This is a genomic window from Allobosea sp. LjRoot237 (assembly GCF_964253285.1).
Classification (GTDB): Bacteria; Pseudomonadota; Alphaproteobacteria; order Rhizobiales; family Beijerinckiaceae; genus Allobosea.
Window position 1 is genome coordinate 2,092,128 of sequence record NZ_CAXUQP020000001.1, and the last position, 26,449, is coordinate 2,118,576.

The 26,449-nt window shown below is 66.1% G+C and carries 28 protein-coding genes and 1 pseudogene; 19 read left to right on the forward strand and 10 right to left on the reverse strand.

Translation table 11 applies throughout. The annotated features are described in order from the left end of the window. The first annotated feature begins 264 nt into the window (after window positions 1-264). The 4 genes from urtB to urtE all read left to right on the forward strand — a co-directional run bounded on the left by urtB (window position 265) and on the right by urtE (window position 4,526). Entirely contained in the window at window positions 265-1,863 is a 1,599-nt protein-coding gene (gene urtB, locus ACSQ24_RS10230; RefSeq protein ID WP_436094562.1) for an urea ABC transporter permease subunit UrtB, read from the forward strand. Continuing rightward, window positions 1,860-2,999, forward strand: a complete 1,140-nt coding sequence (gene urtC, locus ACSQ24_RS10235) for an urea ABC transporter permease subunit UrtC (RefSeq protein ID WP_436094563.1) — start codon at window positions 1,860-1,862, stop codon at window positions 2,997-2,999. The genes urtB and urtC overlap by 4 nt, the downstream gene beginning before the upstream one ends. Window positions 3,000-3,004: 5 nt before the next feature. Next, a complete protein-coding gene (gene urtD / locus ACSQ24_RS10240; RefSeq protein WP_436094564.1) occupies window positions 3,005-3,769 on the forward strand; it encodes an urea ABC transporter ATP-binding protein UrtD in 765 nt (254 codons plus the stop codon). A gap of 61 nt (window positions 3,770-3,830) precedes the next feature. Then, window positions 3,831-4,526: an urea ABC transporter ATP-binding subunit UrtE gene (gene urtE, locus ACSQ24_RS10245; protein WP_436094565.1), complete on the forward strand. Its 696-nt coding sequence runs from the start codon at window positions 3,831-3,833 to the stop codon at window positions 4,524-4,526. A gap of 182 nt (window positions 4,527-4,708) precedes the next feature. Here the strand turns inward: urtE and ACSQ24_RS10250 are convergent, their stop codons facing one another. The 3 genes from ACSQ24_RS10250 to ACSQ24_RS10260 form a co-directional block, all read right to left on the reverse strand. Then, window positions 4,709-5,113: a carboxymuconolactone decarboxylase family protein gene (locus ACSQ24_RS10250; protein ID WP_436094566.1), complete on the reverse strand. Its 405-nt coding sequence runs from the start codon at window positions 5,111-5,113 to the stop codon at window positions 4,709-4,711. Next, window positions 5,049-5,477 carry a MerR family transcriptional regulator gene (locus ACSQ24_RS10255; RefSeq protein ID WP_436094567.1) on the reverse strand — a complete coding sequence of 143 codons (429 nt, stop codon included), beginning with the start codon at window positions 5,475-5,477 and terminating at the stop codon, window positions 5,049-5,051. Before ACSQ24_RS10255 ends, ACSQ24_RS10250 begins: the two co-directional genes overlap by 65 nt. 96 nt (window positions 5,478-5,573) lie before the next feature. Beyond that, the gene (locus ACSQ24_RS10260) at window positions 5,574-6,038 is read right to left on the reverse strand and encodes an Lrp/AsnC family transcriptional regulator (RefSeq protein WP_436094568.1); all 465 of its coding nucleotides are present in this window, start codon (window positions 6,036-6,038) and stop codon (window positions 5,574-5,576) included. Between the two features lie 156 nt (window positions 6,039-6,194). On the opposite strand from ACSQ24_RS10260, the gene ACSQ24_RS10265 reads away from it, so the two are divergent. Together ACSQ24_RS10265 and ACSQ24_RS10270 are read left to right on the forward strand one after the other, a co-directional pair. Beyond that, a complete protein-coding gene (locus ACSQ24_RS10265; protein WP_436094569.1) occupies window positions 6,195-7,205 on the forward strand; it encodes a 1-aminocyclopropane-1-carboxylate deaminase in 1,011 nt (336 codons plus the stop codon). A 5-nt stretch (window positions 7,206-7,210) separates the two neighbouring features. Continuing rightward, window positions 7,211-7,501, forward strand: a complete 291-nt coding sequence (locus ACSQ24_RS10270; protein WP_436094570.1) for a hypothetical protein — start codon at window positions 7,211-7,213, stop codon at window positions 7,499-7,501. Between the two features lie 245 nt (window positions 7,502-7,746). Here the strand turns inward: ACSQ24_RS10270 and ACSQ24_RS10275 are convergent, their stop codons facing one another. Continuing rightward, window positions 7,747-9,558, reverse strand: coding sequence for a monovalent cation:proton antiporter-2 (CPA2) family protein (locus ACSQ24_RS10275; RefSeq protein WP_436094571.1), 1,812 nt, complete (start codon window positions 9,556-9,558; stop codon window positions 7,747-7,749). A 214-nt stretch (window positions 9,559-9,772) separates the two neighbouring features. On the opposite strand from ACSQ24_RS10275, the gene gnd reads away from it, so the two are divergent. The 3 genes from gnd to ACSQ24_RS10290 all read left to right on the forward strand — a co-directional run bounded on the left by gnd (window position 9,773) and on the right by ACSQ24_RS10290 (window position 13,099). Then, the gene (gene gnd / locus ACSQ24_RS10280; RefSeq protein WP_436094572.1) at window positions 9,773-10,759 is read left to right on the forward strand and encodes a phosphogluconate dehydrogenase (NAD(+)-dependent, decarboxylating); all 987 of its coding nucleotides are present in this window, start codon (window positions 9,773-9,775) and stop codon (window positions 10,757-10,759) included. A gap of 4 nt (window positions 10,760-10,763) precedes the next feature. Beyond that, window positions 10,764-11,291, forward strand: a complete 528-nt coding sequence (locus ACSQ24_RS10285) for a gluconokinase (RefSeq protein ID WP_436094573.1) — start codon at window positions 10,764-10,766, stop codon at window positions 11,289-11,291. Between the two features lie 278 nt (window positions 11,292-11,569). Next, window positions 11,570-13,099 (forward strand): UxaA family hydrolase, encoded by a 1,530-nt coding sequence (locus ACSQ24_RS10290; RefSeq protein WP_436094574.1) that lies wholly within the window; start codon window positions 11,570-11,572, stop codon window positions 13,097-13,099. Between the two features lie 256 nt (window positions 13,100-13,355). Here ACSQ24_RS10290 and ACSQ24_RS10295 read toward each other — a convergent pair. Beyond that, window positions 13,356-13,463, reverse strand: a pseudogene (locus tag ACSQ24_RS10295) (ClpX C4-type zinc finger protein); the annotation flags it as partial. A gap of 253 nt (window positions 13,464-13,716) precedes the next feature. On the opposite strand from ACSQ24_RS10295, the gene ACSQ24_RS10300 reads away from it, so the two are divergent. Then, entirely contained in the window at window positions 13,717-14,109 is a 393-nt protein-coding gene (locus ACSQ24_RS10300) for a hypothetical protein (protein WP_436094575.1), read from the forward strand. A 9-nt stretch (window positions 14,110-14,118) separates the two neighbouring features. Here the strand turns inward: ACSQ24_RS10300 and ACSQ24_RS10305 are convergent, their stop codons facing one another. Next, the gene (locus tag ACSQ24_RS10305) at window positions 14,119-14,628 is read right to left on the reverse strand and encodes a MarR family winged helix-turn-helix transcriptional regulator (protein WP_436094576.1); all 510 of its coding nucleotides are present in this window, start codon (window positions 14,626-14,628) and stop codon (window positions 14,119-14,121) included. 87 nt (window positions 14,629-14,715) lie between these two features. Between ACSQ24_RS10305 and ACSQ24_RS10310 the strand changes: the two genes are divergently transcribed. Together ACSQ24_RS10310 and ACSQ24_RS10315 are read left to right on the forward strand one after the other, a co-directional pair. Beyond that, window positions 14,716-15,648 carry an alpha/beta fold hydrolase gene (locus ACSQ24_RS10310; RefSeq protein WP_436094577.1) on the forward strand — a complete coding sequence of 311 codons (933 nt, stop codon included), beginning with the start codon at window positions 14,716-14,718 and terminating at the stop codon, window positions 15,646-15,648. Between the two features lie 46 nt (window positions 15,649-15,694). Beyond that, a complete protein-coding gene (locus ACSQ24_RS10315; RefSeq protein ID WP_436094578.1) occupies window positions 15,695-16,897 on the forward strand; it encodes an ABC transporter substrate-binding protein in 1,203 nt (400 codons plus the stop codon). A gap of 168 nt (window positions 16,898-17,065) precedes the next feature. Here ACSQ24_RS10315 and ACSQ24_RS10320 read toward each other — a convergent pair whose 3' ends face one another. Next, window positions 17,066-18,250: an aminotransferase gene (locus ACSQ24_RS10320; protein ID WP_436094579.1), complete on the reverse strand. Its 1,185-nt coding sequence runs from the start codon at window positions 18,248-18,250 to the stop codon at window positions 17,066-17,068. Between the two features lie 283 nt (window positions 18,251-18,533). On the opposite strand from ACSQ24_RS10320, the gene ACSQ24_RS10325 reads away from it, so the two are divergent. The 3 genes from ACSQ24_RS10325 to ACSQ24_RS10335 all read left to right on the forward strand — a co-directional run bounded on the left by ACSQ24_RS10325 (window position 18,534) and on the right by ACSQ24_RS10335 (window position 20,108). Further along, on the forward strand, window positions 18,534-19,289 hold the full coding sequence (locus ACSQ24_RS10325; RefSeq protein WP_436094580.1) for an SIR2 family NAD-dependent protein deacylase: 756 nt from the start codon (window positions 18,534-18,536) through the stop codon (window positions 19,287-19,289). 99 nt (window positions 19,290-19,388) lie between these two features. Then, window positions 19,389-19,928 carry a GrpB family protein gene (locus tag ACSQ24_RS10330; RefSeq protein WP_436094581.1) on the forward strand — a complete coding sequence of 180 codons (540 nt, stop codon included), beginning with the start codon at window positions 19,389-19,391 and terminating at the stop codon, window positions 19,926-19,928. A 12-nt stretch (window positions 19,929-19,940) separates the two neighbouring features. Continuing rightward, window positions 19,941-20,108, forward strand: a complete 168-nt coding sequence (locus ACSQ24_RS10335) for a hypothetical protein (RefSeq protein WP_436094582.1) — start codon at window positions 19,941-19,943, stop codon at window positions 20,106-20,108. On the opposite strand, the gene ACSQ24_RS10340 is transcribed toward ACSQ24_RS10335, so the two are convergent. After that, complete coding sequence (locus ACSQ24_RS10340; protein ID WP_436094583.1) at window positions 20,109-20,741, reverse strand: LysE family translocator; 633 nt, start codon at window positions 20,739-20,741, stop codon at window positions 20,109-20,111. A gap of 15 nt (window positions 20,742-20,756) precedes the next feature. After that, window positions 20,757-21,875, reverse strand: coding sequence for a mandelate racemase/muconate lactonizing enzyme family protein (locus ACSQ24_RS10345; protein WP_436094584.1), 1,119 nt, complete (start codon window positions 21,873-21,875; stop codon window positions 20,757-20,759). Between the two features lie 193 nt (window positions 21,876-22,068). Here ACSQ24_RS10345 and ACSQ24_RS10350 point away from each other — a divergent pair, with 193 nt between their 5' ends. The 3 genes from ACSQ24_RS10350 to ACSQ24_RS10360 all read left to right on the forward strand — a co-directional run bounded on the left by ACSQ24_RS10350 (window position 22,069) and on the right by ACSQ24_RS10360 (window position 24,730). Continuing rightward, on the forward strand, window positions 22,069-22,680 hold the full coding sequence (locus ACSQ24_RS10350) for a cold-shock protein (RefSeq protein WP_436094585.1): 612 nt from the start codon (window positions 22,069-22,071) through the stop codon (window positions 22,678-22,680). A gap of 218 nt (window positions 22,681-22,898) precedes the next feature. Then, window positions 22,899-23,576 (forward strand): HPP family protein, encoded by a 678-nt coding sequence (locus ACSQ24_RS10355; RefSeq protein ID WP_436094586.1) that lies wholly within the window; start codon window positions 22,899-22,901, stop codon window positions 23,574-23,576. A gap of 107 nt (window positions 23,577-23,683) precedes the next feature. Next, window positions 23,684-24,730 (forward strand): HD-GYP domain-containing protein, encoded by a 1,047-nt coding sequence (locus ACSQ24_RS10360; RefSeq protein ID WP_436094587.1) that lies wholly within the window; start codon window positions 23,684-23,686, stop codon window positions 24,728-24,730. Between the two features lie 7 nt (window positions 24,731-24,737). Here the strand turns inward: ACSQ24_RS10360 and ACSQ24_RS10365 are convergent, their stop codons facing one another. Continuing rightward, complete coding sequence (locus ACSQ24_RS10365; protein WP_436094588.1) at window positions 24,738-25,088, reverse strand: HesB/IscA family protein; 351 nt, start codon at window positions 25,086-25,088, stop codon at window positions 24,738-24,740. 86 nt (window positions 25,089-25,174) lie between these two features. Here ACSQ24_RS10365 and ACSQ24_RS10370 point away from each other — a divergent pair, with 86 nt between their 5' ends. After that, on the forward strand, window positions 25,175-26,416 hold the full coding sequence (locus ACSQ24_RS10370) for a deoxyguanosinetriphosphate triphosphohydrolase (protein ID WP_436094589.1): 1,242 nt from the start codon (window positions 25,175-25,177) through the stop codon (window positions 26,414-26,416). Window positions 26,417-26,449: the final 33 nt, after the last annotated feature.

Below are 26,449 nucleotides of genomic sequence, written 5' to 3' on the forward strand. Positions count from 1 at the left end.
GAAAGCCCGGCCGCCCTTCGAAACTTCAGTCAGAGCTGATCAACCAAACGGATAAGCGCGGGGAACCTCTCCCGGATGGGAGAGGGGCAGGGGTGAGGGACCGCCCTTAGACGCCCTAACCGTGCCCTGGCCGCTTCTTTGATGAGAGCCGATCGAGCCCTTTCGTTTGCGGGCAGGCCCTCACCCCTACCCCTCTCCCACACGGGAGAGGGGATCCCGCGCCTCAATAGTCGCGGCTTGTGCATCAAGACCAGAAGCGAGCCGATGCCCTTCCTCCTATCCTTCCTGCGATCGCTGGCTGTCATGATGGCGCTGTTCGCGCCGGCCGTCGCCCTCGCGCAGTCCGCCGACGAAGCTTTCACCCGGCTCGGTGCCGACAGCTTCTCGGATACGGCGCGCGCCATCGACATCCTCGTCCAGAGCGCGCATCCGAATGCGGCTGTCATCATCGAGGCGCTCGCCGATGGCCGGCTGCTCGCCGGTGGCGGCGCGGTCGCGGTGAAGACCAAGGAGGGCGGCTTCCTCGACGCGCGGACGGGACAGGCGCTCGTCGCCCAGCCGGCTGGCGTCAATCCAGTCAGGCTGAACAACAATGTCAGGCGCGTGATCCAGGGCGCGCTCGGCGGGCTCGGGCTGATCAATCCCGATCCCGGCAAGCGCGTTGCCGCCGCCGAGGCGGTGTTCCGGGCGCGCGACGTCTCGGTGCTGCCGGTGCTCGAAGCCGCCATCGCCAAGGAGACCGACAACCGGGCACGCCTGGCGCTCAGGCAGGCGCAGGCTGCGATCCTGATCGCCAAGACCGACGCGCCGCCCTTCGACCGCATGGCCGCGGTCGACGTTCTGCGCGAGCGTGGCGACCAAGATGCGCTGGCGACGCTGCGCGCTTTGCCGGGCGACGCCTCGCCGGGCCTCAAGGAAGCGCAGGCGCGCGCCATCTCCGAGATCGAAGGCAAGCTCGCTCTGTGGCGGGCCGGGCAGAACCTCTGGTACGGGCTCTCGCTCGGCTCGGTTCTGCTGCTCGCCGCGATCGGCCTTGCCATCACCTTCGGCGTGATGGGCGTGATCAACATGGCCCATGGCGAGATGGTCATGCTCGGCGCCTACACCACCTTCATCGTGCAGGAGGTGATCCGGGCGCGCTTCCCGGGGCTGTTCGACTGGTCGCTGGCGATCGCGATCCCGGCCGCCTTCATCGTCGCCGGCGCAGTCGGCATCGCGATCGAGCGCGGCGTCATCCGTTTCCTTTATGGCCGGCCGCTGGAGACGCTGCTCGCGACCTGGGGCATCAGCCTGATCCTGCAGCAGGCGGTGCGCACCGCGTTTGGGCCGACCAATCGCGAGGTCGGCGCGCCAGCCTTCATGTCCGGCGCCTTCGAGCTCGGCGGCCTCGCCATCACCTGGAACCGGCTCTGGATCATCGTCTTCGCCGCCCTCGTCTTCGCGGCGCTGTTGGTGATCCTGAAACTGACGCCGATGGGCCTGCAGATGCGGGCCGTCACCCAGAACCGGCGCATGGCCTCGGCGATGGGCATCCGCACCGGCCGGATCGACGCGCTGACCTTCGGACTCGGCTCCGGCGTCGCGGGATTGGCCGGCGTCGCGCTCTCGCAGATCGACAATGTCAGCCCCAATCTCGGCCAGAGCTACATCATCGACTCATTCATGGTCGTGGTCTTCGGCGGCGTCGGCAATCTCTGGGGCACGCTGATCAGCGCGATGAGCCTCGGCGTCGCCAACAAACTGCTCGAACCCTATGCAGGCGCCGTGCTCGGCAAGATCGCGCTGCTCGTCTTCATCATCCTGTTCATCCAGAAGCGCCCGCGCGGCCTGTTTGCGCTGAAGGGCAGGGCGGTGGAAGCATGATCACCCGCTTCCTCCTCTCGAACATGGACAAGCGGGGCCTCGTCTTCCTCGCTTTGATCGCCGCGATCGGCGTTCTGGTGCCGCTGGCGAACCTGCTGATGCCGGCCGGCTCGCCCTTCCACGTCTCGACCGCGACCATGTCGCTCTGGGGCAAGTATCTCTGCTACGCGCTGCTGGCGATCTCGCTCGATCTGGTCTGGGGCTATTGCGGCATCCTCTCGCTCGGCCACGGCGCGTTCTTCGCGCTCGGCGGCTATGCGATGGGCATGTACCTGATGCGCCAGATCGGCTCGCGCGGCGTCTACGGCAATCCGGTGCTGCCCGATTTCATGGTCTTCCTGAATTGGCAGGAACTGCCCTGGTACTGGTACGGTTTCTCATCCTTCCCCTTCGCCATGCTGATGGTGCTGCTGGTTCCCGGCCTGCTCGCCTTCGTCTTCGGCTGGTTCGCCTTCCGCAGCCGCGTCACCGGCGTCTACCTCTCGATCATCACCCAGGCGCTGACCTACGCGCTGCTGCTCGCCTTCTTCCGCAACGACATGGGTTTTGGCGGCAATAACGGCCTGACCGATTTCAAGGACATACTCGGCTTCAACGTGCAGGCGCAGGGCACACGCGCGGCGCTGTTCGCGATGACCTGCGTGATGCTGATCTCCGGCTTCCTGATCGCGCGCGGCATCGTCTCGTCGAAGCTCGGCAAGGTGGTGATCGCGATCCGCGACGCTGAATCGCGCACGCGCTTCCTCGGCTACCGGGTCGACCGCTTCAAGCTCTTCGTCTTCACCGTCTCGGCCTGCATGGCGGGCGTCGCCGGGGCGCTCTACGTACCGCAGGTCGGCATCATCAATCCGAGCGAATTCGCCCCGGCCAACTCGATCGAGACGGTGATCTGGGTCGCGGTCGGCGGGCGCGGCTCGCTGGTCGGCGCGGCGCTGGGCGCCGTCGTGGTCAACTGGGCCAAGACGGTGTTCACCTCCGGCTTCATGGCGCCGTACTGGTTGTTTGCGCTCGGTGCACTCTTCGTCTTCGTCACGCTGTTCATGCCCAAGGGTATTCTCGGCACCGCTCAGGGCTGGTGGGAGAGCCGGAAGCGGCCCGCTCCCGTGCCGGCGGCCGAACCGGCTCCGGCGGAGTGACGCGCATGAATGCTCCCACTCCCGGCGCGTTGACCTCCTCGCTGCTCTATCTCGACGGCGTCAGCGTCTCATTCGACGGCTTCAAGGCGATCCGCGGTCTGTCGCTCACGATCGAGCCCGGCGAGATGCGCGCCATCATCGGCCCGAACGGCGCCGGCAAGACCACCATGATGGACATCATCACCGGCAAGACCCGGCCGGACGAAGGCACCGTGATGTTCGGCGGTTCGGTCGACCTGACCAAGCTCGACGAGGCGGCGATCGCCAATCTCGGCATCGGCCGCAAGTTCCAGAAGCCGACGGTGTTCGACTTCCACACGATCGAGGACAACATCCTGCTGGCGCTGAAGTCGAAGCGGACCGTGCTGAAGACGCTGTTCTGGCAGACCGAGAGCGCCCAGCAGAAGCGCATCGACGAAATCCTCGGCATCATCAAGCTCGCGGACAAGCGCGAGCGGCTCGCCGGCTCGCTCTCGCACGGCCAGAAGCAATGGCTCGAGATCGGCATGCTCTTGGCGCAGGATCCCAAACTCCTGCTCGTCGACGAGCCGGCCGCCGGCATGACCGATGGCGAGACGGCGCAGACGGCGGTGCTGCTGAAGGAGATCGCGAAAGACCATTCCGTGATCGTGGTCGAGCACGACATGGGCTTCATCCGCGAGCTCGGCGTGAAGGTCACGGTGCTGCACGAGGGCTCGGTATTGGCCGAGGGCCCCCTCGATCAGGTTAGTGCCAATGAGCGAGTCGTCGAAGTCTATCTGGGGCGGTAAGGGTGATGCGGAAACGTGAAAACCGGTCTTCCGATCAGATCATGCGGCGGGACAACTGCTCATGCTGACTGTGGACGCCATCGACCTGCACTACGGTGCCGCCCAGGCACTGCGACGCGTCTCGGTCACTGCGGAGATCGGCAAGGTCACCTGCGTCATGGGCCGCAACGGCGTCGGCAAGACCTCGCTGATGCGTGCCATCGTCGGACAGCAGCCGATCAGCGGCGGCAGGATCAGTTTCGGCGGCCAGGACATCTCGACCTTACGCACCGAGGACCGGGCGCGCGCCGGCATCGGCTTCGTGCCGCAGGGCCGCGAGGTTTTCCCGCTATTGAGCGTCAAAGAGAACCTGGAGACCGGCTTCGCGCCCTTGCCCCGCAAGGAGCGCTACATCCCGGACGAGCTCTTCAACCTATTCCCCGTGCTGAAGTCCATGCTGGGCCGGCGCGGCGGAGACCTCTCGGGCGGCCAGCAACAGCAACTCGCCATTGCGCGAGCGCTGGTCACCCGACCCAAATTGCTGGTTCTCGACGAGCCGACCGAGGGCATCCAGCCCTCGATCATCAAGGATATCGGCCGCGCCATCGACTATCTGCGCCAGCGCGGCGACATGGCGATCGTGCTGGTCGAGCAGTATTTCGACTTCGCCCGCGACCTTGCCGACACGATGTTCGTGATGGACCGTGGCGAGGTCGTGCTGGCCGGGCCGATGGCGGAGCTCGACGGGGCGCAGGTTCAGAGATTGATTCAGGTGTAGCTGCCAAGGCGTTGAGGCAAACCGATTTAGGTGCGTGCCCCATCCGTCATGGTCGGGCTTGTACCGACCATCCACGTCTTTCGGGCATGCGGTGTTCAAGACGTGGATGCTCGCCACAAGGGCGAGCATGACGGAGATCTGAACCGCTGATCAGGAGTCAGCGGGTCCGATGCGGCCTTGGTTCAAGCCGCGAGGTCGCGCGCGGCGAAGACCTCCTTCGCCGCGAACAACCCGTTGAGCGCCGCCGGGAAGCCGGCATAGACCGCCATCTGAATCAGGATCTCGGTGATCTCCTGGCGCGACAAGCCGACGTTCAGCCCGGCCTCGATATGCACCTTGAGCTGCGGCTGGGCATTGCCCAGCGCGGCCAGCGCCGCGATCGTCGCGATCTCGCGGGAACGCAGGTCGAGTCCCGGACGCGAATAGATGTCTCCGAACGAGAACTCGAATACGTAGTTTGCGAAATCGGGTGCGATGTCGGCGAGCGCTGCGATCACTCTGTGGCCGGCTTCGCCATCGATCTCAGCGAGAGCCCGCCTGCCGCGCTCCAGCCTGCTTGTTTCGGCGTGTGCGTTGATGTGCGTCATGGTCTTCGATCCTCTTCTCGATGTCGGCATAGCCGGCGATCTTGGTGTCGAGGACGAGAAGGCAGGCTTCGAGTTCGGCGACGCGAGCGCGAACCTGCTCGCGGTGCCGTTCCAGCAAACTACGACGGTCGGCTTCCGTGCCGGCTCCCTCTTCGCGCAAGGCCGCATAGTGCAGCATCTCGCGGATCGGCATGCCGGTGGTCTTGAGCCGGCCGAGGAAATCGATCCAGGTCAGGATCGAGGCGTCGTAGTCGCGCTGGCGTGACCGATCCCTGTCGGCATAGGGCAGCAGCCCGATCCGCTCGTAGTAGCGGATCGTATGGGCCGACAGCCCCGATCGCCTTGCCAGTTCACCGATCTTCATGGCTGCCTTCTCGTCACGACGCCGGGGAAGCTACGAGTTCGAGCGCACTCTAAGTCAATGCCGCCGCGCGAGTTTTTTTGAGAGGGCTGCGCCGTCTCAAAACTCCAGCGGCGCGTTGTCGATGACCTCCTTCATCACAAAGAAGGTGCGGGTCTGGCGCACGCCCGGCAAAGCGAGCAGCGTCTTGGCGTGCAGCCTGTTGAAGTCGGCGAGGTCGCGCACGCGGATCTTGAGGAAATAGTCGAAATCGCCGGCGACGATGTGACAGTCGAGCACCACGGGGAGCTGCTTCACCGCCTCCTCGAACAGGCCGAAGCTTTCCGGCGTCGAGCGGTCGAGCACGACGCCGACGATGGCGAGCGTGCCCTTCTCGACCTTGTGCGGATCGATCTGCGCGCGCACGCCGGTGACATAACCTTCGGCGAACAGGCGCTGGATGCGGCGATGGCAGGTGGCGGCGCTGGTGTTCACCCGCTTGGCGATCTCGGCATTGCCCATGCGCCCATCGGCCTGCAGCAAACGCAGGATTCTGAGGTCGGTTTTGTCGAGTTCGACCTCCATGAAGGATTCTTCCGTTTTTGCCGCAGCTGATGTGGCTCAAAGCTAGCAGATTGCGAGTTATGTGAAAGCGAAAGAAAAATCTGGGGCGAAGTTCGGGAGCACCTTTCAAAGGCGTTTTGCTAACTTTTGCGAGCCATTTCACGAGGAAGACCCGCCATGCTCGCCAAGTTCGAACGCTATCCCCTGACCTTCGGGCCGTCGCCGATCGAGAAGCTGCCGCGCCTCTCCGCGCATCTCGGCGGCGGCGTCGAGCTCTATGCCAAGCGCGAGGACTGCAATTCCGGCCTCGCCTTCGGCGGCAACAAGCTGCGCAAGCTCGAATACATCGTGCCGGATGCGATCGCGTCCGGCGCCGACACGCTCGTCTCGATCGGCGGCGTGCAGTCGAACCATACCCGCATGGTCGCGGCGACCGCCGCCAAGATCGGCATGAAGTGCCGGCTGGTGCAGGAAAGCTGGGTGCCGCATGAGGACGCCGTCTATGACCGCGTCGGCAACATCCTGATGTCGCGGGTGATGGGCGCTCATGTCGAGCTGGTCGACGAGGGCTTCGACATCGGCATCCGGGCGAGCTGGGAAAATGCGCTGGCGGATGTGAAGGCCAAGGGCGGCAAGCCCTATGCGATCCCGGCTGGCGCTTCGGTCCACAAGTTCGGTGGGCTCGGCTATGTCGGCTTTGCCGAGGAGGTGAGGGCGCAAGAGGCCGAGTTCGGCTTCACGTTCGACTATATCGTCGTCTGCACCGTCACCGGCTCGACCCATGCCGGCATGGTCGTCGGCTTCGCCAAGGATGGGCGCCAGCGCAACGTCATCGGCATCGACGCCTCCGCGACGCCGGCGCAGACGAAAGCGCAGGTGCTCGACATCGCTCAGAAGACCTCAGACCTCGTCGGCGGCAAGGCGATCACAGCAGACGATATCGTCCTGAACGAGGATTACGCCTACCCGGTCTATGGCGTGCCGTCGCAGGAGACGATCGAGGCGATCCGCCTGTCGGCGCGGCTCGAGGGCATGATGACTGACCCCGTCTATGAGGGGAAATCGATGCAGGGCATGATCGACCTGGTGAAGAAGGGCTTCTTCCCGGCCGGTTCGAAGGTGCTCTACGCCCATCTCGGCGGCGTGCCGGCGATCAACGGCTACAGCTACACCTTCCGCAACGGTTGAGCGCCGTGGAGGCGCTCGTCCTTTGTGAGATCGCGGCGGGCCGCGACGATCTGCGCGAGGCCCTGCTCGCGCGCATCGGTCGGCTCGGCCTTGGCGGGCGGGCGAAGCTGAGCTTCGTCGCCCGCGACCGGAATGCGCCCGGCAGCACGATTGTGGCGGTCGGCTTTCCGAGGCAGATCGAGGCGGAGCGCTTCAGCGCCGAGGCGGTCGGCGACGGACTTGCTCCGGCTGACGTCAGGCTGCTCGCGCTCGAGCCCACCTGGCAGGCCGAGCCGCTGCCGTTGATGTTCCCCTGACGGAATCCTCTGGGAGCGGCCGGTCGCCTGTGCTCCTCCCTTCCCCCTTGTGGGGAAGGGCTGGGGATGGGGGTGGCGCCGCCTGGCGATAGTCAGCAGAAAAAGATGCTTGGCAGCAGCGGTCGCGCTGTCTGGTTCGACCGACCGCTCCGGCTTTGCAACCCCCACCCCTGCCCCTCCCCACAAGGGGGAGGGGTTTAGCCCGCGCACCTTTCGCAGAGGAATTTGACAGGGGCGCCGGGCCGCTACGGCCTGGCGCCGGCCGCATCCGGCAAGTCGCCATGGACAGTGCCCGCCGCCTTCGGCTTGGTGAGCGGGGCGGGGGTCGGCTGGTTGCCGTGGATCAGATCCTGCCCGGCATAGATGTCGCTCGCGACTTGGAGGTCGAGGCGCTCGGCGTCGCGGCGACGGATATCCTCGACGATCTCGACGGCCTCGTCCTCGGGCACGCCCAGCGCACGCAGGACCTCGCCGCCGAAGACCATGGCGGATTCGAAGGTCTCGCGGATCTGGTAATCGACGCCGGCGCGAATCAGGTCCATCGAATGGCCGCGGTCGAAGGCGCGCACGAAGAGCTTCGCATGCGGAAACTCGGCCTGCGCCACCCGCACGATCGCGTTGGCCGTCTCGCGCTTCTCGACGCAGACCAGGATCGCCTCGGCCTGATGGGCGCCCGAGGCATGCAGGATGTCGGCGCGGGTGCCGTCGCCGTAATAGACCTTGAAGCCGAAGGTGGCCGCGGCCTGGATCATTTCGACATCGGTCTCGATCAGCGAGATGCTGCAGCCGCGGGCGAGCAAAGCCTGGCTCGCGACCTGGCCGAAGCGGCCAAAGCCGACGACGAGTATGCGTCCCTTGAGGCCGTCGGCATGCTCGATGCCATCCAGCGATTCCGACTCAGGCGGCATGAAGCGGTCGATGGCGAGCACGACCAGCGGCGTGATCGCCATCGAGAGGATCACGATGGCGCTGGCGATGGCGTTGATCCGTGCATCGAAGATTCCGGCTGAGGCCGCGGCGCTGTAGAGCACAAAGGCGAACTCGCCGCCCTGCGAGAACAGCGCGACGCGGGTGATCGCAGCGCGCGTGCGGGTGCGAAACAGCTTGGCGACGATGAAGATGCCGGCCGCCTTGACCAGCATGAAGGCGGCGACGCCGAGGGCGACGGCCCGCCATTCCTGGCCGATCAGCTTGAGATCGAGCGACATGCCGACCGCCAGGAAGAACATGCCGAGCAAGAGGCCACGGAACGGCTCGATATCGGCCTCGAGCTGATGGCGGAAGGTCGATTCCGACAGCAGCACGCCGGCGAGGAAGGCGCCCATCGCCATCGACAATCCGCCGAGCTGCATCGCCAATGCCGAACCGAGCACGACGAGCAGCGCGGCGCCGGTCATGACCTCGCGGGCCTGCGCATTGGCGAGCAGCCGGAACATCGGGTTGAGCAGCCATTTGCCGGCGACGACGAGGCCGACCAGCGAGCCGGCGCCGATCAGCAGGGGCATGAGGCCGCCACTGTCGGCAGCCTTCGCCGGTGCCAGCACGGCGACGACCGCGAGCAGCGGCACGATGGCGAGGTCTTCGAGCAGCAGGATCGAGACCGCCTGCTGGCCGTGCGGCGTCGAGGCTTCGCCGCGCTCGTTCAGCATCTGCATCACGACCGCAGTGGAGGACAGCACGAAGCCCATGCCCGCGATGAAAGCCGCGGCGGGGGGCAGGCCGGCGAGAATGCCGACCCCGGTCAGGAGCGCGCCGCAGAGCCCGACCTGGGCGACGCCGAGGCCGAAGATCTCGCCGCGCAGGTTCCAGAGCCGCGAGGGCTGCATCTCCAGCCCGATGATGAAGAGGAACATGACGACGCCGAACTCGGCGACGTGGAGCACGCTTTCGGGATTGGAAAACAGGCCGATGCCGGACGGGCCGATGACGAGGCCGCCGGCGAAATAGCCGAGCACCGAGCCGAGCTTGAGCTTCCGGAAGATCGGCACCGCGATGACGCCCGCCCCTAGAAGCCCGACGGCCTGAACCAGATCCTGCGAGAAGCCCTCCGCCGCCATAACGCTCCCTTTGCCCGCCTTCGCTGTGGATATCCGCGCATTCAAAAAAGAGGGCGTCGGAGCCGTTTAGGCAAGCTTTCGCTCGACCGCCAGACCGCCCGGGCGATCTCATGCAGCTGCCGTGCCGGCTACCCCTGCGCTTGCCCGCTGCTCTCTGCCGGGGCATGTAGCGTCGCCAAAGCCGGCTTCCCGTCGGCCGGTAGGAGCGTTCGCGATGCAGCTTGGAGTGGTCGGCCTCGGCCGCATGGGAGCCAATATCGTCCGCCGGCTGCACCGCGCCGGGCACCAATGCGTGGTCTATGACCGCGACCCGAAGCCGGGCGAGGCGCTCGCCAAGGACGGCGCTGTCAATGTCGGCGATCTCAAGGAGATGGTGGCGAAGCTTGAGGCGCCGCGCGCGATCTGGATCATGCTGCCGGCCGGCGAGATCACCGAGACAACGCTTGCCGAGCTCGCCGCGATGATGGCGCCCGGCGATACGCTGATCGATGGCGGCAACGCCTTCTGGAAGGACGATGTCCGGCGCGGGCGCGAGCTCGAGGCGAAGGGGCTGCACTATCTCGACATCGGCACCTCCGGCGGCGTGCACGGGCTGGAGCGCGGCTATTGCCTGATGATCGGCGGTGACAAGGGCGTCTTCGATCGCCTGGAGCCGATCTTCCAGGCGCTGGCGCCGGGCAAGGGCGAGATCGAGCCGACGAAGCATCGAGACGGCCGCAATCCGACGGCCGAGCAGGGCTATCTGCATTGTGGCCCGGCCGGCGCCGGCCATTTCGTCAAGATGATCCATAACGGCATCGAATACGGGATGATGCAGGCCTTCGCGGAGGGCTTCGACCTGCTGCGCAACGCCTCGGCCAGGGACGGCTTGCCGGAGGAATACGGCTTCGATTTCGACGTCGCCGAGATCGCCGAGGTCTGGCGGCGCGGCTCGGTCGTGACCTCCTGGCTGCTCGACCTCACCGCCGAGGCACTGGCGGCCGACGAGGAGCTCGGCGCCTATTCCGGCCATGTCTCGGATTCGGGCGAGGGGCGCTGGACCGTGCAGGCCGCGATCGAGACCGCGACGCCGGCCGAGGTGCTGACCTCCTCGCTCTACACCCGCTTCCGCTCGCGCAAGGACCACACCTTCGCCGAGAAGATCCTCTCCGCCATGCGCGCCGGCTTCGGCGGCCATGTCGAGCCGAAGAAGCAGGGCTGAGCCGATGACCCGCGTGAACGGGGCCGGCGCGCCGGCCGTGATCGTCGTCATGGGCGTGGCGAGTTCGGGCAAGACCTCGCTCGGCGAACGGCTGGCTGAGCGGCTCGACTGGCCCTTCCGCGATGCCGACAGTTTCCACCCGCCTGCGAACGTCGCGAAGATGTCGGGCGGCATCCCGCTGACCGACGAGGACCGCAAGCCCTGGCTGGCTGCGATCGCGGCCTGGATCGACGAACTGCGTGCCACCGGCGGCAACGGCATCGTCACCTGCTCGGCGCTGAAGAGGGCGTATCGCGATGTGATCGTCGGGAAGCGGCCCGATGTCGCGCTGGTCTACCTCAAGGGCTCGCGCGAATTGATCGGCGAGCGCATGGCGGCGCGACAGCACCATTTCATGCCGCCGGCCCTGCTCGACAGCCAGTTCGCGACGCTGGAGGAGCCGGGCGCGGACGAGAACCCGCTCGTCGTCCAGGTCGAGGCGAGCAAGGACGCGATCGTCGAGCAGGTGGTACGCGAGTTGCGGTTGGGGTGAGCAGTTGGCGCGCACCCCTTCTCCCCTTGCGGGAGAAGGGGCCGGCAGGCGGATGAGGGGTCGCATCGCGCTTGCCGTCGGTCGATTGCGCGCCGGTCCATCGGAAAGGTCGCGCGACCCCTCATCCGTCTCGGCTTCGCCGAGCCACCTTCTCCCGCAAGGGGAGAAGGGAGCCGCACCTCACGCAATTCCGTTCCTTCTTTCAACCGATTGAAAAAAGGCCGCAATCGGCGCATTGCTTGGGGGAGGCGGGGGAGCCGCCGTTCCAAGGTATCATCATGCTCGACAAAGCCGTCCCACCGCGCACGCTGAAGCTCAACGCCGCCGACAATGTCGCGGTCGCGGTCGATCCGATCGATGTCGGCGTCACGGCCGCCGGTGTCACTGCGCTGAAGCGGATTCCGCGTGGCCACAAGGTTGCGCTGGTGCCGATCGCCAAGGACGAGCCGATCCGCAAGTTCGGCCAGATCATCGGCTTCGCCACGCTCGATATCCCGCCGGGCGAATGGGTACACGAGCATAATACCGGCTTCCACGCCTTCGAGCGCGACTATGCCTATGCCGCCGAGGCGAAGACCGAGTTCGTGCTGCCGGTCGAGCAGCAGGCAACCTTCGAGGGCTTTCGCCGCAAGGCCGGTAATGCCGGCACGCGCAACTATGTCGGCATCCTGACCTCGGTGAACTGCTCGGCTTCCGCCGCGCGCTTCATGGCCGAGGAGGTCAAGCGCTCGGGCCTGCTCGCCGACTATCCCAATGTCGACGGCGTCATCGCCCTGACGCACGGCACCGGCTGCGGCATCGACTACAATGGCGAGAGCTTCGAGGTCCTGAAGCGCACGACCTGGGGCTATGCCTGCAATCCGAACATGGCCGCAGTGCTGGTCGTCGGCCTCGGCTGCGAGGGCTTCCAGATCAAGCGGATGAAGGAAGCCTATGGCGTCGAGGAGAGCGATGTCTTCCGCACACTGACCATCCAGGAAACCGGCGGCACCAGGAAGGCTGTGGCGGCCGGGATCGAGGCGCTGAAGGTGATGCTGCCGATTGCCAACCAGGCCAAGCGCGAGACGGTGCCGGCGTCCGAACTGATGCTCGCTTTGCAGTGCGGCGGATCGGACGGCTATTCCGGCATCACCGCCAACCCGGCGCTCGGCAAGGCGGTCGACCTCCTGGTTGAGCATGGCGGCACCGCGATCCTCTCCGAGACGCCCGAGATCTACGGCGCCGAGCACCTGCTCACCCGCCGCGCCGCCACCCGCGAGGTCGGCGAGAAGCTCGTCGGCATCATCAAATGGTGGGAGGACTATACCGCCCGCGCGCGGATGGACATGAACAACAACCCGTCGCCCGGCAACAAGGCCGGCGGGCTGACGACCATCCTGGAGAAGTCGCTCGGCGCTGCCGCCAAGGGCGGCACCAAGACGCTGGCCGCGGTCTACCACTATGCCGAGCCGGTCCGGAGCAAGGGCTTCGTCTACATGGACACGCCCGGCTACGATCCGGTCTCGGCGACGGGGCAGGTCGCCGGTGGCGCCAACATCCTCGCCTTCACCACCGGCCGCGGCTCGGCCTATGGCTGCAAGCCGACGCCCTCGGTCAAGCTCGCGACCAACACGCCGATGTATCTGAAGCAGACCGACGACATGGACATCAATTGCGGCGATGTCCTCGACGGCGTGACGCTGGAGGAGAAGGGCAAGGAGATCTTCGAGCACCTGCTGCGGATCGCCTCGGGCGAGCGCTCCAAGTCCGAGGAGATGGGCTATGGCGACGCCGAGTTCGTGCCCTGGCAGATCGGCGCGACGATGTAAGGCGTCGTTAGGAGAAGCGGTCCCAGGCCGCCTGGCGGGAAATCCCGAGCGCTTCTCCGATCGCGGCCCACGAGGTCTTGCGCTTGCGCAGGACGTCGACTGTCTTCGCCAACTTGCTGGCGGTGTCCTCGTAGAGGGCCGCCTCGACCTTGAGCCAGTGCAGGAGCCGCTCCGTCGGGAGTGTCTCGAGCTGCTGAATGCTCCGGACTTCCGTATCCGGCCGCGGCGCATCGATTGGCATCGCCATGAACGCATTACATTTGGCGACGCATTCATTGCAGATGAAGACCGCCGGCCCGGCGACGAGTTTCTCGACGTCGTGCTGGCTCTTGCCGCAGAACGAACAGTGCAGGCTGGGCTTCAGGGCCTTGTCTCGACGCTGTTGCCGCTTGCCCGAGCTCGTGGTGTCGTGAGCCTGCTCCGGAGCTGCCATAGCTGCCTCTTTGTCAAGGTAAGCTTGACAAAGAGGCTCCGGCATTTCCAGTATTTTGTCAAGTTCGGCTTGACGCGCCTTGCGCAGGCATCATGACGTAGGGTCGCGCGGCAAAAGTGCCTCTGCCGGGACCAAGCTGGCGCAGCTATCCAGCAACTCCCTCCTGCCTCATCGAGCCTCTTCCATGCGCAATTTTCTCTTGGTCACGCTGCCTCGCCTGGTGCTCGGCCTGCTCTTCATTGTCAGTGCCGTCGACGGCTTCTGGTGGCTCGCCACCGGCGCCCATCTGATCCACCCGCCGACCTCCGAGCGTGGGCTCGTCTTCGAGGCGGCGCTGCAGAATTCCGGCTTCTTCTGGCCCTTCCTCAAGGCGGTGAACCTCGCCGGCGGCCTGAGCCTGCTGCTCAACGTCGTGCCGGCTCTTGGCCTTGCCCTGATCGCGCCGGTGATGGCGGTGATCGTGCTGTTCCACTTCGCCATCAACCCCGCCGGCATTCCGGTCGCGATCATTCTGATCGTGACGGGCGGTCTCCTGGTCCATGCCTATCGCGAGCGCTACGCGGCGCTGCTGCGCTGAGGTCGGGCGTCACAACTCGGAGGCGAAACCCCATTGTGGGACATGGGCGGCGAGCTTGTCGAGCAACTGCCCGAGCTGGTTCCGCTCCTCGCCTGACAGGCAGGCGAGCATCGCCTGCTCCCTGGCCTGCAGTGCCGGGATATAGCGTTCGTAGAGCGCGCGGCCTTCAGCGGTCAGGAAAAGGAGCTGGCGGCGGCTGTCGGCCTTGTCGGGCTCGCGGCGGATCAGCTTCTTCTTCTCGAGCAGGATCACGGCGCGGCTGACGCTGGCCTTGAGATGGCCGGAGAACTCGCAGAATTCGCTGGCGGTGGCGCCGTCGCGCACGGTCAGGAAGATCAGGATGACGATCTCCGGCCGGGTCAGCCCGAACTCCATCTCGATCGCCCGGAAGGACGGTTCGCGGTAGAAGTTCAGGATGTAGCCGATCTTGTAGGCGGTCGGGATCGCGGTGCCGTCGAGGATGGCGCGCCGCTGCCCGGCGTCCAGCTCGCGGGTATCGTCCTGCTGAATTAGTCTCACATTAGACTTTTTTGTTGCGCGCGCCATAAGCTGGTCCTAGCATTCCGGGCAATAAATGGCACGGTTTTGCCGTGCCGGGAGGAGGCGATGGACCAGGCTGGTGCCACAAGTCGGCAGGCGCTTTCGCGCGCGCCGGAGTGCTTCTATTCGGGCACGGACGCCCATCCGATCTATGTCGATCGGCTCGGGGCGCCTCAAGCCGGGCGGTTGCCGATCGTGCTGGTCCATGGCGGCGGCCATACCGGCGCCTGCTACATCACCACGCCGGATGGACGGCCGGGCTGGGCGCCCGCCTTTGCCGCTTCGGGCCGCGAGGTCTTCGTGCCGGACTGGCCGGGTCATGGCCGTTCGCCGATGCGGCCGGATTTCGCCACTCTATCGAGCGTCGAGATCGCGGAGAGCCTGCAACGCCTGCTCGAGGAGATCGGACCGGCGGTGCTGCTGGTGCATTCGGCTGGTGGTCCGATGGCCTGGTGGATCGCGGAGCGTAGTCCAAAGGCGGTCGCGGCGATCGTCGGCGTCGCGCCGGGCGGGCCGGCGAACCTCTTGCCGGTGCTGCCCGACGATGCCGAGGCGGTGGCGAAGCTCAAGGACGATGAGAGTCTCGGCTGTCCGGTCCGGGTCGAGGAGGACAGGCCGCTCTTCATCCCGCCCGAGTTCATGCGGGCCTATTGGGCCAATTCCGAACGCTTCCCGAAGCAGGCCTTCGAGGCCTATCGGCGCTCGATCGTGCCTGAGAGCGCGCGCTTGATGAACGAGCGCTTCAATATCGACGGCAAGGGCCTGCGAATCGCCGACCCGGCGAACCTGGCCGACCTGCCGATCCTGATCGTCACCGGCGATAGCGACCCGCGCCATCCGCGCGCGATCGACGAGGCGACGGCGCGCTATCTCGGCGCCGAGTTCATCTGGCTGCCGGAACGCGGCATCAGCGGTAACGGCCACATGCCGATGTGCGAGGACAACAGCGACGAGATCGCGGCCCTGATCGTCGCCTGGCTGGAGGCAAAGGGTCTTTGAGATCGAACCGGCGGCAATGCCGGACGATAGCTCGGGAGGGAATCTGATGCGGTCGCTTCTAGCGGGCGGCGCCCTGATGGCGCTCGCCAGCCTGCCGGCGTTGGCCCAGGTCAGCGACGATGTCGTCAAGATCGGCGTGCTGACCGATATGAGCGGGGTGACCGCCGATATCGGCGGCAAAGGCTCGGTGATCGCGGCGGAGATGGCGGTGAAGGAGTTCGGAGCGACCGTGCTCGGCAAGCCGATCCAGATCGTCTTCGCCGACCATCAGCACAAGGCCGATGTCGGCACCTCGATCGCCCGGCAATGGTTCGACATCGACAAGGTCGATGCCGTCGTCGACGTGCCCAACTCGGCGGTGGCGCTGGCGCTGCAATCGCTCGCCCGCGAGAAGAAGCGGATCGTGATGTATTCCGGCGCCGGCACCACGGCGCTGACGAATGAGCAGTGCTCGCCCTATGGCTTCCACTGGACCTACGACACCTATGGCGTCGCCCGCGGCACCGCCTCGGCGGTGGTCAAGGCCGGCGGCACCTCCTGGTTCATGCTGGCCTCCGACTACGCCTTCGGCCACCAGCTCCAGAAGGACGCGACCGACGTGGTCGAGGCCAATGGCGGCAAGGTCGTCGGCGCGGTGCGCCACCCCCTGAACAATGCCGACTTCTCCTCCTTCCTGCTGCGGGCTCAGACCTCGGGCGCGAAGGTGGTGGGCATTGCCAATGCCGGCAACGACACGGTCAACGCGATCAAGCAGGCCGGCGAGTTCGGCCTGACCGAGCAGGGCCAGAACCTCGCGGCACTGATCTTCTTCCTGCAGGACGTGCACAGCCTCGGGCTCAAGGCGACGCAGGGCACCTATCTGACCACCGCCTCCTATTGGGACCTCGACGAGCCCTCGCGCACCTGGTCGAAGCAGTTCCTGGAGCGGGCCGGGATGATGCCGTCGATGCTGCATGCCGGCGTCTACGGCTCGGTGCTGCATTATCTCAAGGCGATCAGGCAGGCCGGCACCGACGATCCCGACAAGGTCGCTGCCGCGATGCGGGCCATGCCGATCAACGACGCCTTCACCAAGGGCGCGACGATCCGGGCCGACGGCAGGGTGCTGCGCGAGATGTATCTCGCAAGGGTCAAGAAGCCGGCGGATTCGAAGGGGCCGTGGGATTATTTCGAGATCGTGCGTAAGATCGCGCCGGAGGAGACGGTCTGGCCGCTGAGCGAGAGCCGCTGCCCGGCGGCCAAGGGGTGAAGGGGCTGCTCGCACATCTATAGCCCTCATCCTGAGGAGCAGCCGAAGGCTGCGTCTCGAAGGATGCTCCCGTTGCCTCCGGAACCTCCTGAAGCATCCTTCGAGACGCCATTCCTGACGGAATGGCTCCTCAGGATGAGGGCTGAGGAGGGCGAAGGAACTGAGAAGCTAGAGCGCGAACCCTTTCAATCGCTCGCCCAGCTCGGCGATACGCTCGGCCGCGACATTGGCGATGGCGATTCGCAAATGCCGTTCCTGTCCGGGTCCGAAATAGGGGCCGGGCAGGGCAAGCACGCCGCGCTCCTGCACCAGCCGGCGCACGACATCGGCGGCCGGCACGCCCTCGAACGGATGGGCGACATAGGCGAAATAGGCGCCGGCGGCGAGGACACTCCAGCCGTTCAGCGGCGCGATCGCCTGGCGGAAGAGCGCGGCGCGGGAGTTCATCTCGGTGCGATTGGCCTCGCGCCAGGCGCGGATGCCGTCGATGCCCCAGGCGACGGCACTCTGGCCGGCACGGACCGGGCTGATCTGGACGCAGTCGAGCACCTTGCCGATCTGTGCCAGCGCGGCTTCGCCAGCGGTGATCGCACCGAGCCGCCAGCCCGGCACCGCATAGGCCTTGGAGAAGCTGTAGAGGCCGATCAGCGAATCCTGCCAGTCGCTTGTGCTGAAGAGCTCATGCGGCCGGTCGATGCCTTCGGGCAGGAAGTCGCGATAGGTCTCGTCGAGCACCAGCCAGATCTTGCGCCTGCGGCAGAGCGCGGCGAAGGCGGCGATGGTGGCAGGCGGATAGACCGCGCCGGTCGGATTGTTCGGCGTCACCAGCACGATGGCGCGGGTGCGCTCGTCGATCAGCGCCTCGGCGACTTCGGCATCCGGCACGAAGCCACGCTGCGGATCGCAGGGCAGCGGGCGCGGCTCGACGCCGAGCATGTTCAGCGTCATCTCGTGGTTGAAGTACCAGGGTGTCGGCAGCAGCACATTGTCGCCGGCGCGCGCCAGCGCCATCATCACGGTGACATAGGCCTGGTTGCAGCCGGCGGTGATCGCGACCTCCTGCGGCCGGATCACCCCGCCATAGAAGGCGCTGCTCTCGGCGGCATAGGCCTCGCGCAGGATGTCGTCACCGGCGATCGGGCCGTAGCGGGTGCTTTCCGGCAGCACGGCCGCCTCGGCGAGGCGCTCGAGCAGGGCGGCCGGCGGCGGGGCGCCAGGCACGGCCTGCGACAGGTCGACCAGCGGGCCACTGCCACCGGCATAGCCGCGCGCCCAGGCCTTGGCCTCGGGGATCGGCGGGGTCGCGGTGTCGATGAGATCGGGATTGAGCGGGGCGGGAGAGGGCGCAGGCATGGCTGAGCTTTGCGGCGCGTTTCCCGCGGCGTCAACGGCTTGCGCAACCTGTCCTCTCCCCCCTTGTGGGGGAGAGCTAGAGAGGGGGGTATGCCACCCTCGACATGTGTTTTGCTTGGCACGGACAGGACTGCGAATGCGATACCCCCCTCCCAACCCTCCCCCACAAGGGGGGAGGGCTTGCGCTCGCCCTACGATGCCGAATCTGCCCGATCTCGCCGCAGGCTTGGACCATGGCCCGTCGACCGCCATATTCGAACCAAAGCAATGCGAGGCTGACGGAATGGACGAGGCGACTGAGGACGCGATCGAGGAACTGCATGCCATGCTCGACCGCGCCCGGGTGATCGTGCCGTTCACCGGGGCGGGCATCTCGACCGAATCGGGCGTGCCGGATTTCCGCTCGCCGGGCTCGCCGTGGATGCAGAACAAGCCGATCCCGTTCGAGATCTTCCTCGCCAGTCGCGAGGCGCGGATCGAGGCCTGGCGGCGCAAATTCGCGATGGACGACCATTATCGCGACGCCCGGCCCAATCGCGGCCACCGGGCGCTGGCGACATTGGTGGCGGAGGGCCGCTCGCCCGGCGTGATCACCCAGAACATCGACGGTCTGCACCAGGCTTCCGGCATCGCCGAGGACGCCGTGATCGAGCTGCACGGCAACGGCACCTATGCGACCTGCCTGACCTGCGGCTGGCGGCATGAGCTTTCGGCGATCCGGGTGCAGTTCGAGGCGAGCGGCGAGCCCGCCGCCTGCACGATGTGCGCCGGCGTCGTGAAGACGGCGACGATCTCCTTCGGCCAGCAGATGCCGCAGCAGCCGATGCTGCGGGCGCATGAACTGACGATGTCGGCCGATCTTTATCTGGTCGCCGGCTCCTCGCTCGTCGTTTTTCCGGCCGCGACCTTTCCGGTGATCGCCAAGCGCAATGGCGCCAAGCTCGTCATCCTCAACCGCGAGCCGACCGATCTCGACCCGATCGCCGATCTCGTCGTGCGCAGCGAGATCGGCCCGGTGCTGGCGCGGCTGGCGGGGTAGGGGATCACGACCGGGAGCGGACTTTGAAGATCTTATGGAGCCCCGCTTTCAAAGCGGATGATCTTTGCAGAGCAGGCAGGACTGTGGTGAGCTGTTCTCATGGTCAGTGATCAACACCAATCAGGCTGCAACGATTTCGGTCTGGGCCTTCGACAAGGTGCAGTGATGCTAGTGCCGCATAACTCGGCATGGAAGACCGCGTTTGAGATCGAAGCGGAGACTATCCGCTCTACTCTCAGAGGCCGTCAGATTGACATACAACATATCGGTAGCTCGTCCATTCCCGGCATCAAATCTAAGCCAATATTGGACCTGATGGTAGGAATTGAAGATTTTCAAGCAGGGCCACTGCTTGAGCCTGCTATGGCATCTATCGGGTACGACTTTGCGCGTCATGCAGGCGTCCCGGACGATCATGTATTTGGTAAGGGGATTGAGCGGACTCATCTGGTCCATGTCGTCAAATTCGATGGCCCATTATGGCGTCACTACCTGATGTTTCGAGATCGCCTTAGGGCTGATCGCAGTTTGGCGCGGGATTACGAGGAACTTAAGGACCAACTTGCGATACGGTTCTCACAAGACCGGGCCGCCTACACTGCTGCAAAAAAGGCATTTATCGATCAGGTCACCGCATAATGCAGAGGCGGGTTGATCGCCTCGCTCATCGTCTTCCCGGCGGCGACCTTTCCGGTGATCGCCAAGCGCAATGGCGCCAAGCTCGTCGTCCTCAACCGCGAGCCGACCGATCTCGACCCGATCGCCGATCTCGTCGTGCGCAGCGAGATCGGCCCGGTGCTGGCGCGATTGGCGAACTGATCAGTCGCGCGAGGCAAATGCCAGCCGCAGCGCCAGCCCGCCAAAGACAACGCCGAGGACGCGCTGCGGCCAGAGCGCCAGATGCGGGCGGCTGGCGATGGCACGGCCGAGGCGGCTCGCCGTCATGATGACGATGCCGTTGGCGATGAGGCCCATCAGATTGAGGATCGAGGCCAGCACCACGACCTGGAGCAGGAGCGAGCCGGCCTCCGGCTTCAGGAACTGCGGCAGCAGCGCCAGCATGAACAGCGCCATCTTCGGATTGAGCAGGTTGGTCAGCAGGCCCTGCAGGAAGATCTGGCGCAGCGGGAAACGCGCCGCATCCGCTGTCGGCGCGAACAAAGTCGCGGGCGATCTGAAGGTCTTCCAGGCGAGCCAGGCGAGATAGGCCGCGCCGGCCCAGCGCAGCGCGTCATAGGCCGCCGGCACCAAAAGAAAGAGCTGCGACAGCCCATAGGCGGCGGCGAGCGCCTGGAGATAGCTGCCGGTGGCGATGCCGGCATAGGTCATGAAGCCGGCAGCGCGGCCCTGACTCATGCTGCGCGAGGCGATCAGCAGCATGTCCGGGCCGGGCGTCGCGGTCAGTACGGCGCAGGCGGCGGTGAACAAGGCGAGCGTGGCGAAATCCGGCATGGTTGGCTCTCGGGTTCAGGAAAGCGGCTTGGCGAAACGCGCGAACGCGTCCTTCGTCGGCGTCGTGCCGGCGCCGGGCTGCTGCGGGCGCTGGAAACAGCCGTCGGCGACATTGGCCGGCTCGGCGAAGGCGTCCTTGATCCAGGGGATGTATTCGAGCACCGGCGTCGCTGGATGCCAGTAGGCGAGATGGACGTGGACCTGGCTCATCTCGCCGGCATGGGGCGCGACCGGCAGGCGATGGGCCAACGCCAGTTCCGCCACCTGGATGTACTCGGTGATGCCGCCAAGGCGGGTGACGTCGGGCTGGACATAGTGGATCGCACCCGCCTGCACGAAGGCGCGGAAGGCATCGAGCGTGTAGAGCTGCTCGCCGAGCGCGATCGGGATCGAGGTCGAGCGGGCGAGCTCGGCATGCGAGCCGATGTCGTCGTACCAGAGCGGCTCCTCGAACCAGAAGATGTCGAGCCCCTCGGCGCGGGCGCAGAAGCGCTTGCAGGTCGGCAGGTCCCATTTGCCGTTGCCATCGATCGCCATGGTGACATGGTCGCCGACGGCGCGGCGCACGGCTTCGAGCCGGCCGATATCGGTCATCGGATCGGCGTGGCCGACCTTGATCTTGATGCGATGGAAGCCGTCGCGCTCGACCGCCATGCGCGCGCCCTCGACGAGCTCGTCCTTCGGGATCGAGAGCCAGCCGATATCGGTATTGTAGGCTTCGAGCTTCAGCTTGCTGGCGCCGCCGAGCAGATGCCAGAGCGGCATGCCGGCCTGCTTCGCCTTGAGATCCCAGAGCGCCACGTCGACAGCGGCCAGCGCGAGCTGGGTGATGCCGGCGCGGCCGACCCATTGCAGCGCCGGATGGCGGGCGAGCTTGAGCCAGAGCCGTGAATGCTCGGAAGCGTCCTCGCCGACGAGCAACGGCGCGTAGCAATCGCGGATGCAGGACGTGATCAGCCGATCGGAGGCAAGGTCGGCATGGGTGCCGGTGAAGCCGTAGCCGACGAGCCCGTCCTCGGTGGTGATCGTCGTGCCGACCACGCCCCAATGGCTGATCCGGTGGGTCGAATCGGCGATCGCGCCGCCGGTGACCGGGATGTGCAGGATGAAGGGCTCGATATGGGCGATGCGCATGACTGGTCTCCCGAGCGCTGTCCGAACGATCATCGGCGCGATGCACGAAAGCGACAAGGCGCAGCTTTCGTCGGTCTCTCAGGCGCTTTTCGCATGCTGATGATGTGGATGAGCTGGAAGCGACTGTTTCGCGACTCCGCCGGGGTGCTATCGTCACGTCACGAATCACGTTTGCGGCGGAGATGAGCGGAACATGTCCGACGAATACGGCGACGGAGGCAGGCCACCGGTCGGCCCGCTGCAATCGCTCAACCGGATCGTGCGGCTGGACGGGCCTGACGACGTTGGCGAGCAGACGGTCGAGATCACCGGCCATGTCAAATGGTTCGACGTCAGCAAGGGCTACGGCTTCGTCGTGCCGCAGGATGGCGGCAGCGACGTCCTCGTCCATGTGACGATCCTGAAGCGCGACGGCTTCCACGCCATCGCCGAGGGGGCCCGCATCGTGCTCGAGGCGATCGCGAAGGCGCGGGGCCGCCAGGCTGTCCGTGTGCTCTCGATCGACACCTCTGCCGCGCGTCATCCGGCCGAGATGCCGATGCCACGGACCAATGCGACGATCACGCCGACCAGCGGGCTCGAGCGCATGGTGGTGAAGTGGTTCAACCGCCTGCGCGGCTTCGGCTTCGTCTCCGCCGGGGAAGGCTCGCCAGACATCTTCGTCCATATGGAGACGCTGCGCCGTTACGGCATCGTCGAGCTGATCCCGGGACAGGTCGTGCTGGTCCGCTACGGGCCTGGGCCCAAGGGACTGATGGCGGCCGAGATCCGGATGGAGCAGGGCGGACCTCCCAGCTCGCACTGAGAAAAGCTTTCTTAAAAAGGGGCGCCTCCGGGCGCCTTTTTCGTTGTTGTCCTTAGGCTTGCGCGAGATGGCTGAAGTAATTCACGTGATTATCTGTGAATTATGTATTTTGCCGTTGAATTGTGCGTAATGCCTATTATAGAGGCGGTTCGAGACTGATATGGAAGCGCGTCTCGCTCGGCCGGATGGCCGGCGGGTCATGCTCCGGAGAGCCGGCCGTGAAGCTGTTTCAACCGATCCTCGCCGGCGCTACGGCGACCGAGCGCGTCGTTGCCTGTGCCGGCGTCTTTGCTGCGATTGCGCTCACGGCGGCGGCTGGCTACGTCTTCCCGACCCACTCGCCGCTGGTGGTAGCGCCGATCGGCGCGTCCGCGGTCCTGGTCTTCGTGGTCCCAGCGAGTCCGCTGGCGCAGCCCTGGCCGGTGGTCGGCGGCAATGTGATCTCGGCCCTGGTCGGGCTCGCGGTCGGCTGGGCGGTGCCGGATCTGACAGTCGCCGCGGCGCTCGCTGTCGCGCTCGCCATCGCGATCATGTCGCTGACGCGCTCGCTGCACCCGCCGGGTGGGGCGGTCGCGCTCACCGCCGTGCTCGGCGGCCCGGCGGTGATGAAGTGGGGGCCGCTGTTCCCCTTCGTGCCAATCGGGCTCTGCTCGCTCTCGCTGGTCGCGCTCGGGGTGGCGTTCCATGCCCTGACGCGCCGCAGTTATCCACATCGGCCGCCGCCGGCTGGTCATGCCGTCCCGCAGGCTGCGACGCCGGCGACGTTCAGCGCGCCTGATATCGACGAGGCTCTGGTGCAGATGGGCGATTCCTTCGACATCGCCCGCGAGGATCTCGACCGGCTGCTGCAATATGCCGAAGCGAGCGCGATGCGCCGGCAAGCCCGGAGCTCATAGCGGGTTCGCGGCTTTTCGCCGTTTCTGAAAGGAAACGGCGAATTTGAGCGATTCAGTTTCACGGGACCTCAACGGACCCGCGGCTAGGGTATCCTCGTTATGAGGACATGCCGATCGCCGTGCTGCTGATCACCGACCGCCCGGAACGGAGCGTCAAGCTCGAGCGCCTCCTGTCGTTGTGGGGCCCTTGCGATGTCGTCGACGTGCATCGCCCGGCGCAGGGCGGGCCGGCGCCAAAGCGGCTGCTCGTCAGCGATGTCGACCTGTCGAAGCGCGCGGTGGTCGAGGCCGTGCGCAACCGGCTCGCAGAGCACAGGCGGAACGGAACGCCCTATCTCTGCCTGCTGCGCGAGCGGTCGCCGCGCCTGACCACCCAAGCCAATGCGATCGGAGCCAGCGCGGTCCTGCCGGCAGACATTCCGGCGAAGGCCCTGCTCGACGAGATCGGCCGCATCCTCAATCCGGAGGGGCAGGCTCCGATGCAGCGGCAATTCGTTGCCGCTTCCGCCGCCATGGCCGAGATCCTGGCGGCTGCCACCGACGGCGCGGCGCTGCCGGTCGCGGCGATTGAGGGCGGGGTCGAGGCGATCAACCGCGCGGCCGACGACCGCGATCTCGGCGCCTGGCTCGACATGGTCTGGAACCATGACGATGCGACATATCAGCATTGCCTGCTGGTCGCCGGCCTCGCCGCGGCCTTCGCCCACGAACTCGGTTTTCCGGAAGAGGCGCGCCAGCTAGTGACCACTGCCGCCGTGCTGCACGATATCGGCAAGGCGCGCGTTCCTCTCGCGATCCTGCATAAGCCCGGCAAGTTGACGGTGGAGGAGGTCGCGATCGTCCGCGAGCATCCGCAGACCGGCTACGAGATGCTGTTGCGGCAGGGCGCCTTCGCCCGCGAGGTCGTCGAGGCGACGCGCAGCCATCATGAATATCTCGACGGTTCGGGCTATCCGCAGGGGCTGAAGGCCGACGAGATCTCCGACGTGGTCCGGATGATCACGATCTGCGACATCTATGCTGCCCTGATCGAGCGGCGCTCATACAAGGAACCGATGACGCCGGAAGCGGCCTATTCTGTGCTGATCGGGATGGGCGCCAAGCTCGATGCCGACCTGCTCCGCGCGTTCAGGCGGATGGTGCTGCCGAGCTGAAGCGGTTTCAGAGTGCGAAGGACGTGCCGCAGCCGCAGGAGCTCGTCGCGTTCGGATTGATGATCTTGAAGGACTGGCCGACGAGATCGTCGACGAAGTCGATGGTCGAGCCGTCGAGCAGCTCGAGCGAGGTCTCGTCGATCAGCACGGTCGCGCCGTCGCGCTCCAGCACGAGGTCTCCTGGCGCCTTCTCTCGGTCGATGTCAAAGACATACTGGAATCCGGAGCAGCCGCCGCCGGCGACGCTGACGCGCAGCATCGCTCCGGGGGCCTCGCCCGCCATGACCGCGACGATCCGGCTCGCAGCCTTGTCGGTCAGCGAGATCGTGTGCGGATTGGCTTCGATTGCCGTGCTCATGCGCAGAACATCCTTGCTCCTGCCTCGTTTGCAAAGGTAATGGCGCAGGCGCATCGCTTCAAGCCGCGCCTGCCCAAGGGGCTGCCATGCCGTACGCACACGAACTACATGCAGCCGGGAGGCGGGAACCTGGCGATCGCTGGCGCGCGATTTATGCTTGCCGCTCGACGACGAGCCGCGGCCGGCTGGTCGAGGAGCCGGGCTCGGCGACGCGCAACCAGTTCCAGCGCGACCGCGACCGCATCATCCACTCGACCGCCTTCCGCCGGTTGAAGCACAAGACGCAGGTCTTCGTCTCGCATGAGGGCGACCATTTCCGTACCCGCCTGACCCATACGATCGAGGTGGCGCAGATCGCGCGTGCTCTGGCGCGCGCGCTCGGACTCGACGAGGACCTGGCCGAGGCGCTGGCGCTGGCGCACGATCTCGGCCACACGCCCTTCGGCCATACCGGCGAGGATGCACTCGACGAATGCATGGCCGGCTTCGGCGGCTTCGATCACAACGCCCAGACGCTGCGGATCGTCACCCGGCTGGAGCGGCGCTATGCCGGCTTCGACGGGCTGAACCTGACCTGGGAGACGCTGGAGGGGCTGGTCAAGCATAACGGCCCGCTGCTGACCGCGGACGGGAAGCCGACCGAGCGCTACGCCAAGACCGGCATTCCGGTCGCGATCCTCGAATATCAGGAGAAGCAGGACCTCTGGCTCGAAAGCCATGCCTCCGCAGAGGCACAGGTCGCCGCGCTCGCCGACGACATCGCCTATAACGCCCATGATATCGATGATGGCCTGCGCGCCGAGCTGTTCGATTTGCCCGAGCTCAGGTCCGTGCCATTCCTGGCTGGGCTGCTCGACGAGATCGAAGCTTTGCATCCCGGGCTGGAGCGGTCGCGCGCCACCAACGAGCTGGTGCGCCGGGTGATCACCCGTTTCGTCGAGGACGTCATCGCTGAATCCGAGGCGCGGATCGCAGCGCTGGCACCCAGCGATGCCGATGCGATCAGGCGGGCGGGCGCGCCGGTCGTCGCTTTCTCGCCGGCGATCGTCGCGGCCGACAAGGCGATCAAGGGCTTCCTCTACCCGAACATGTATCGCCATCCGCGCATCGGCGTGATCCGGAAGGAGGCGGCCGACATCGTCCGCGACCTGTTCGTGCGCTTCAAGGCGCAGCCGCAGGCCATGTCATCCGAATGGGCGGCAGGGTGCGAGGAGCTCGACGAGGCGCGCCTCTCGCGCCGAATCTCCGACTACATCGCCGGCATGACCGATTCCTACGCGCTCGATGAGCATCGGCGCCTGTTTGACGCCACCCCGTCGCTGCGATAGGCGCTGGCCCGCTTCCCCATGCATCTTTGGTCG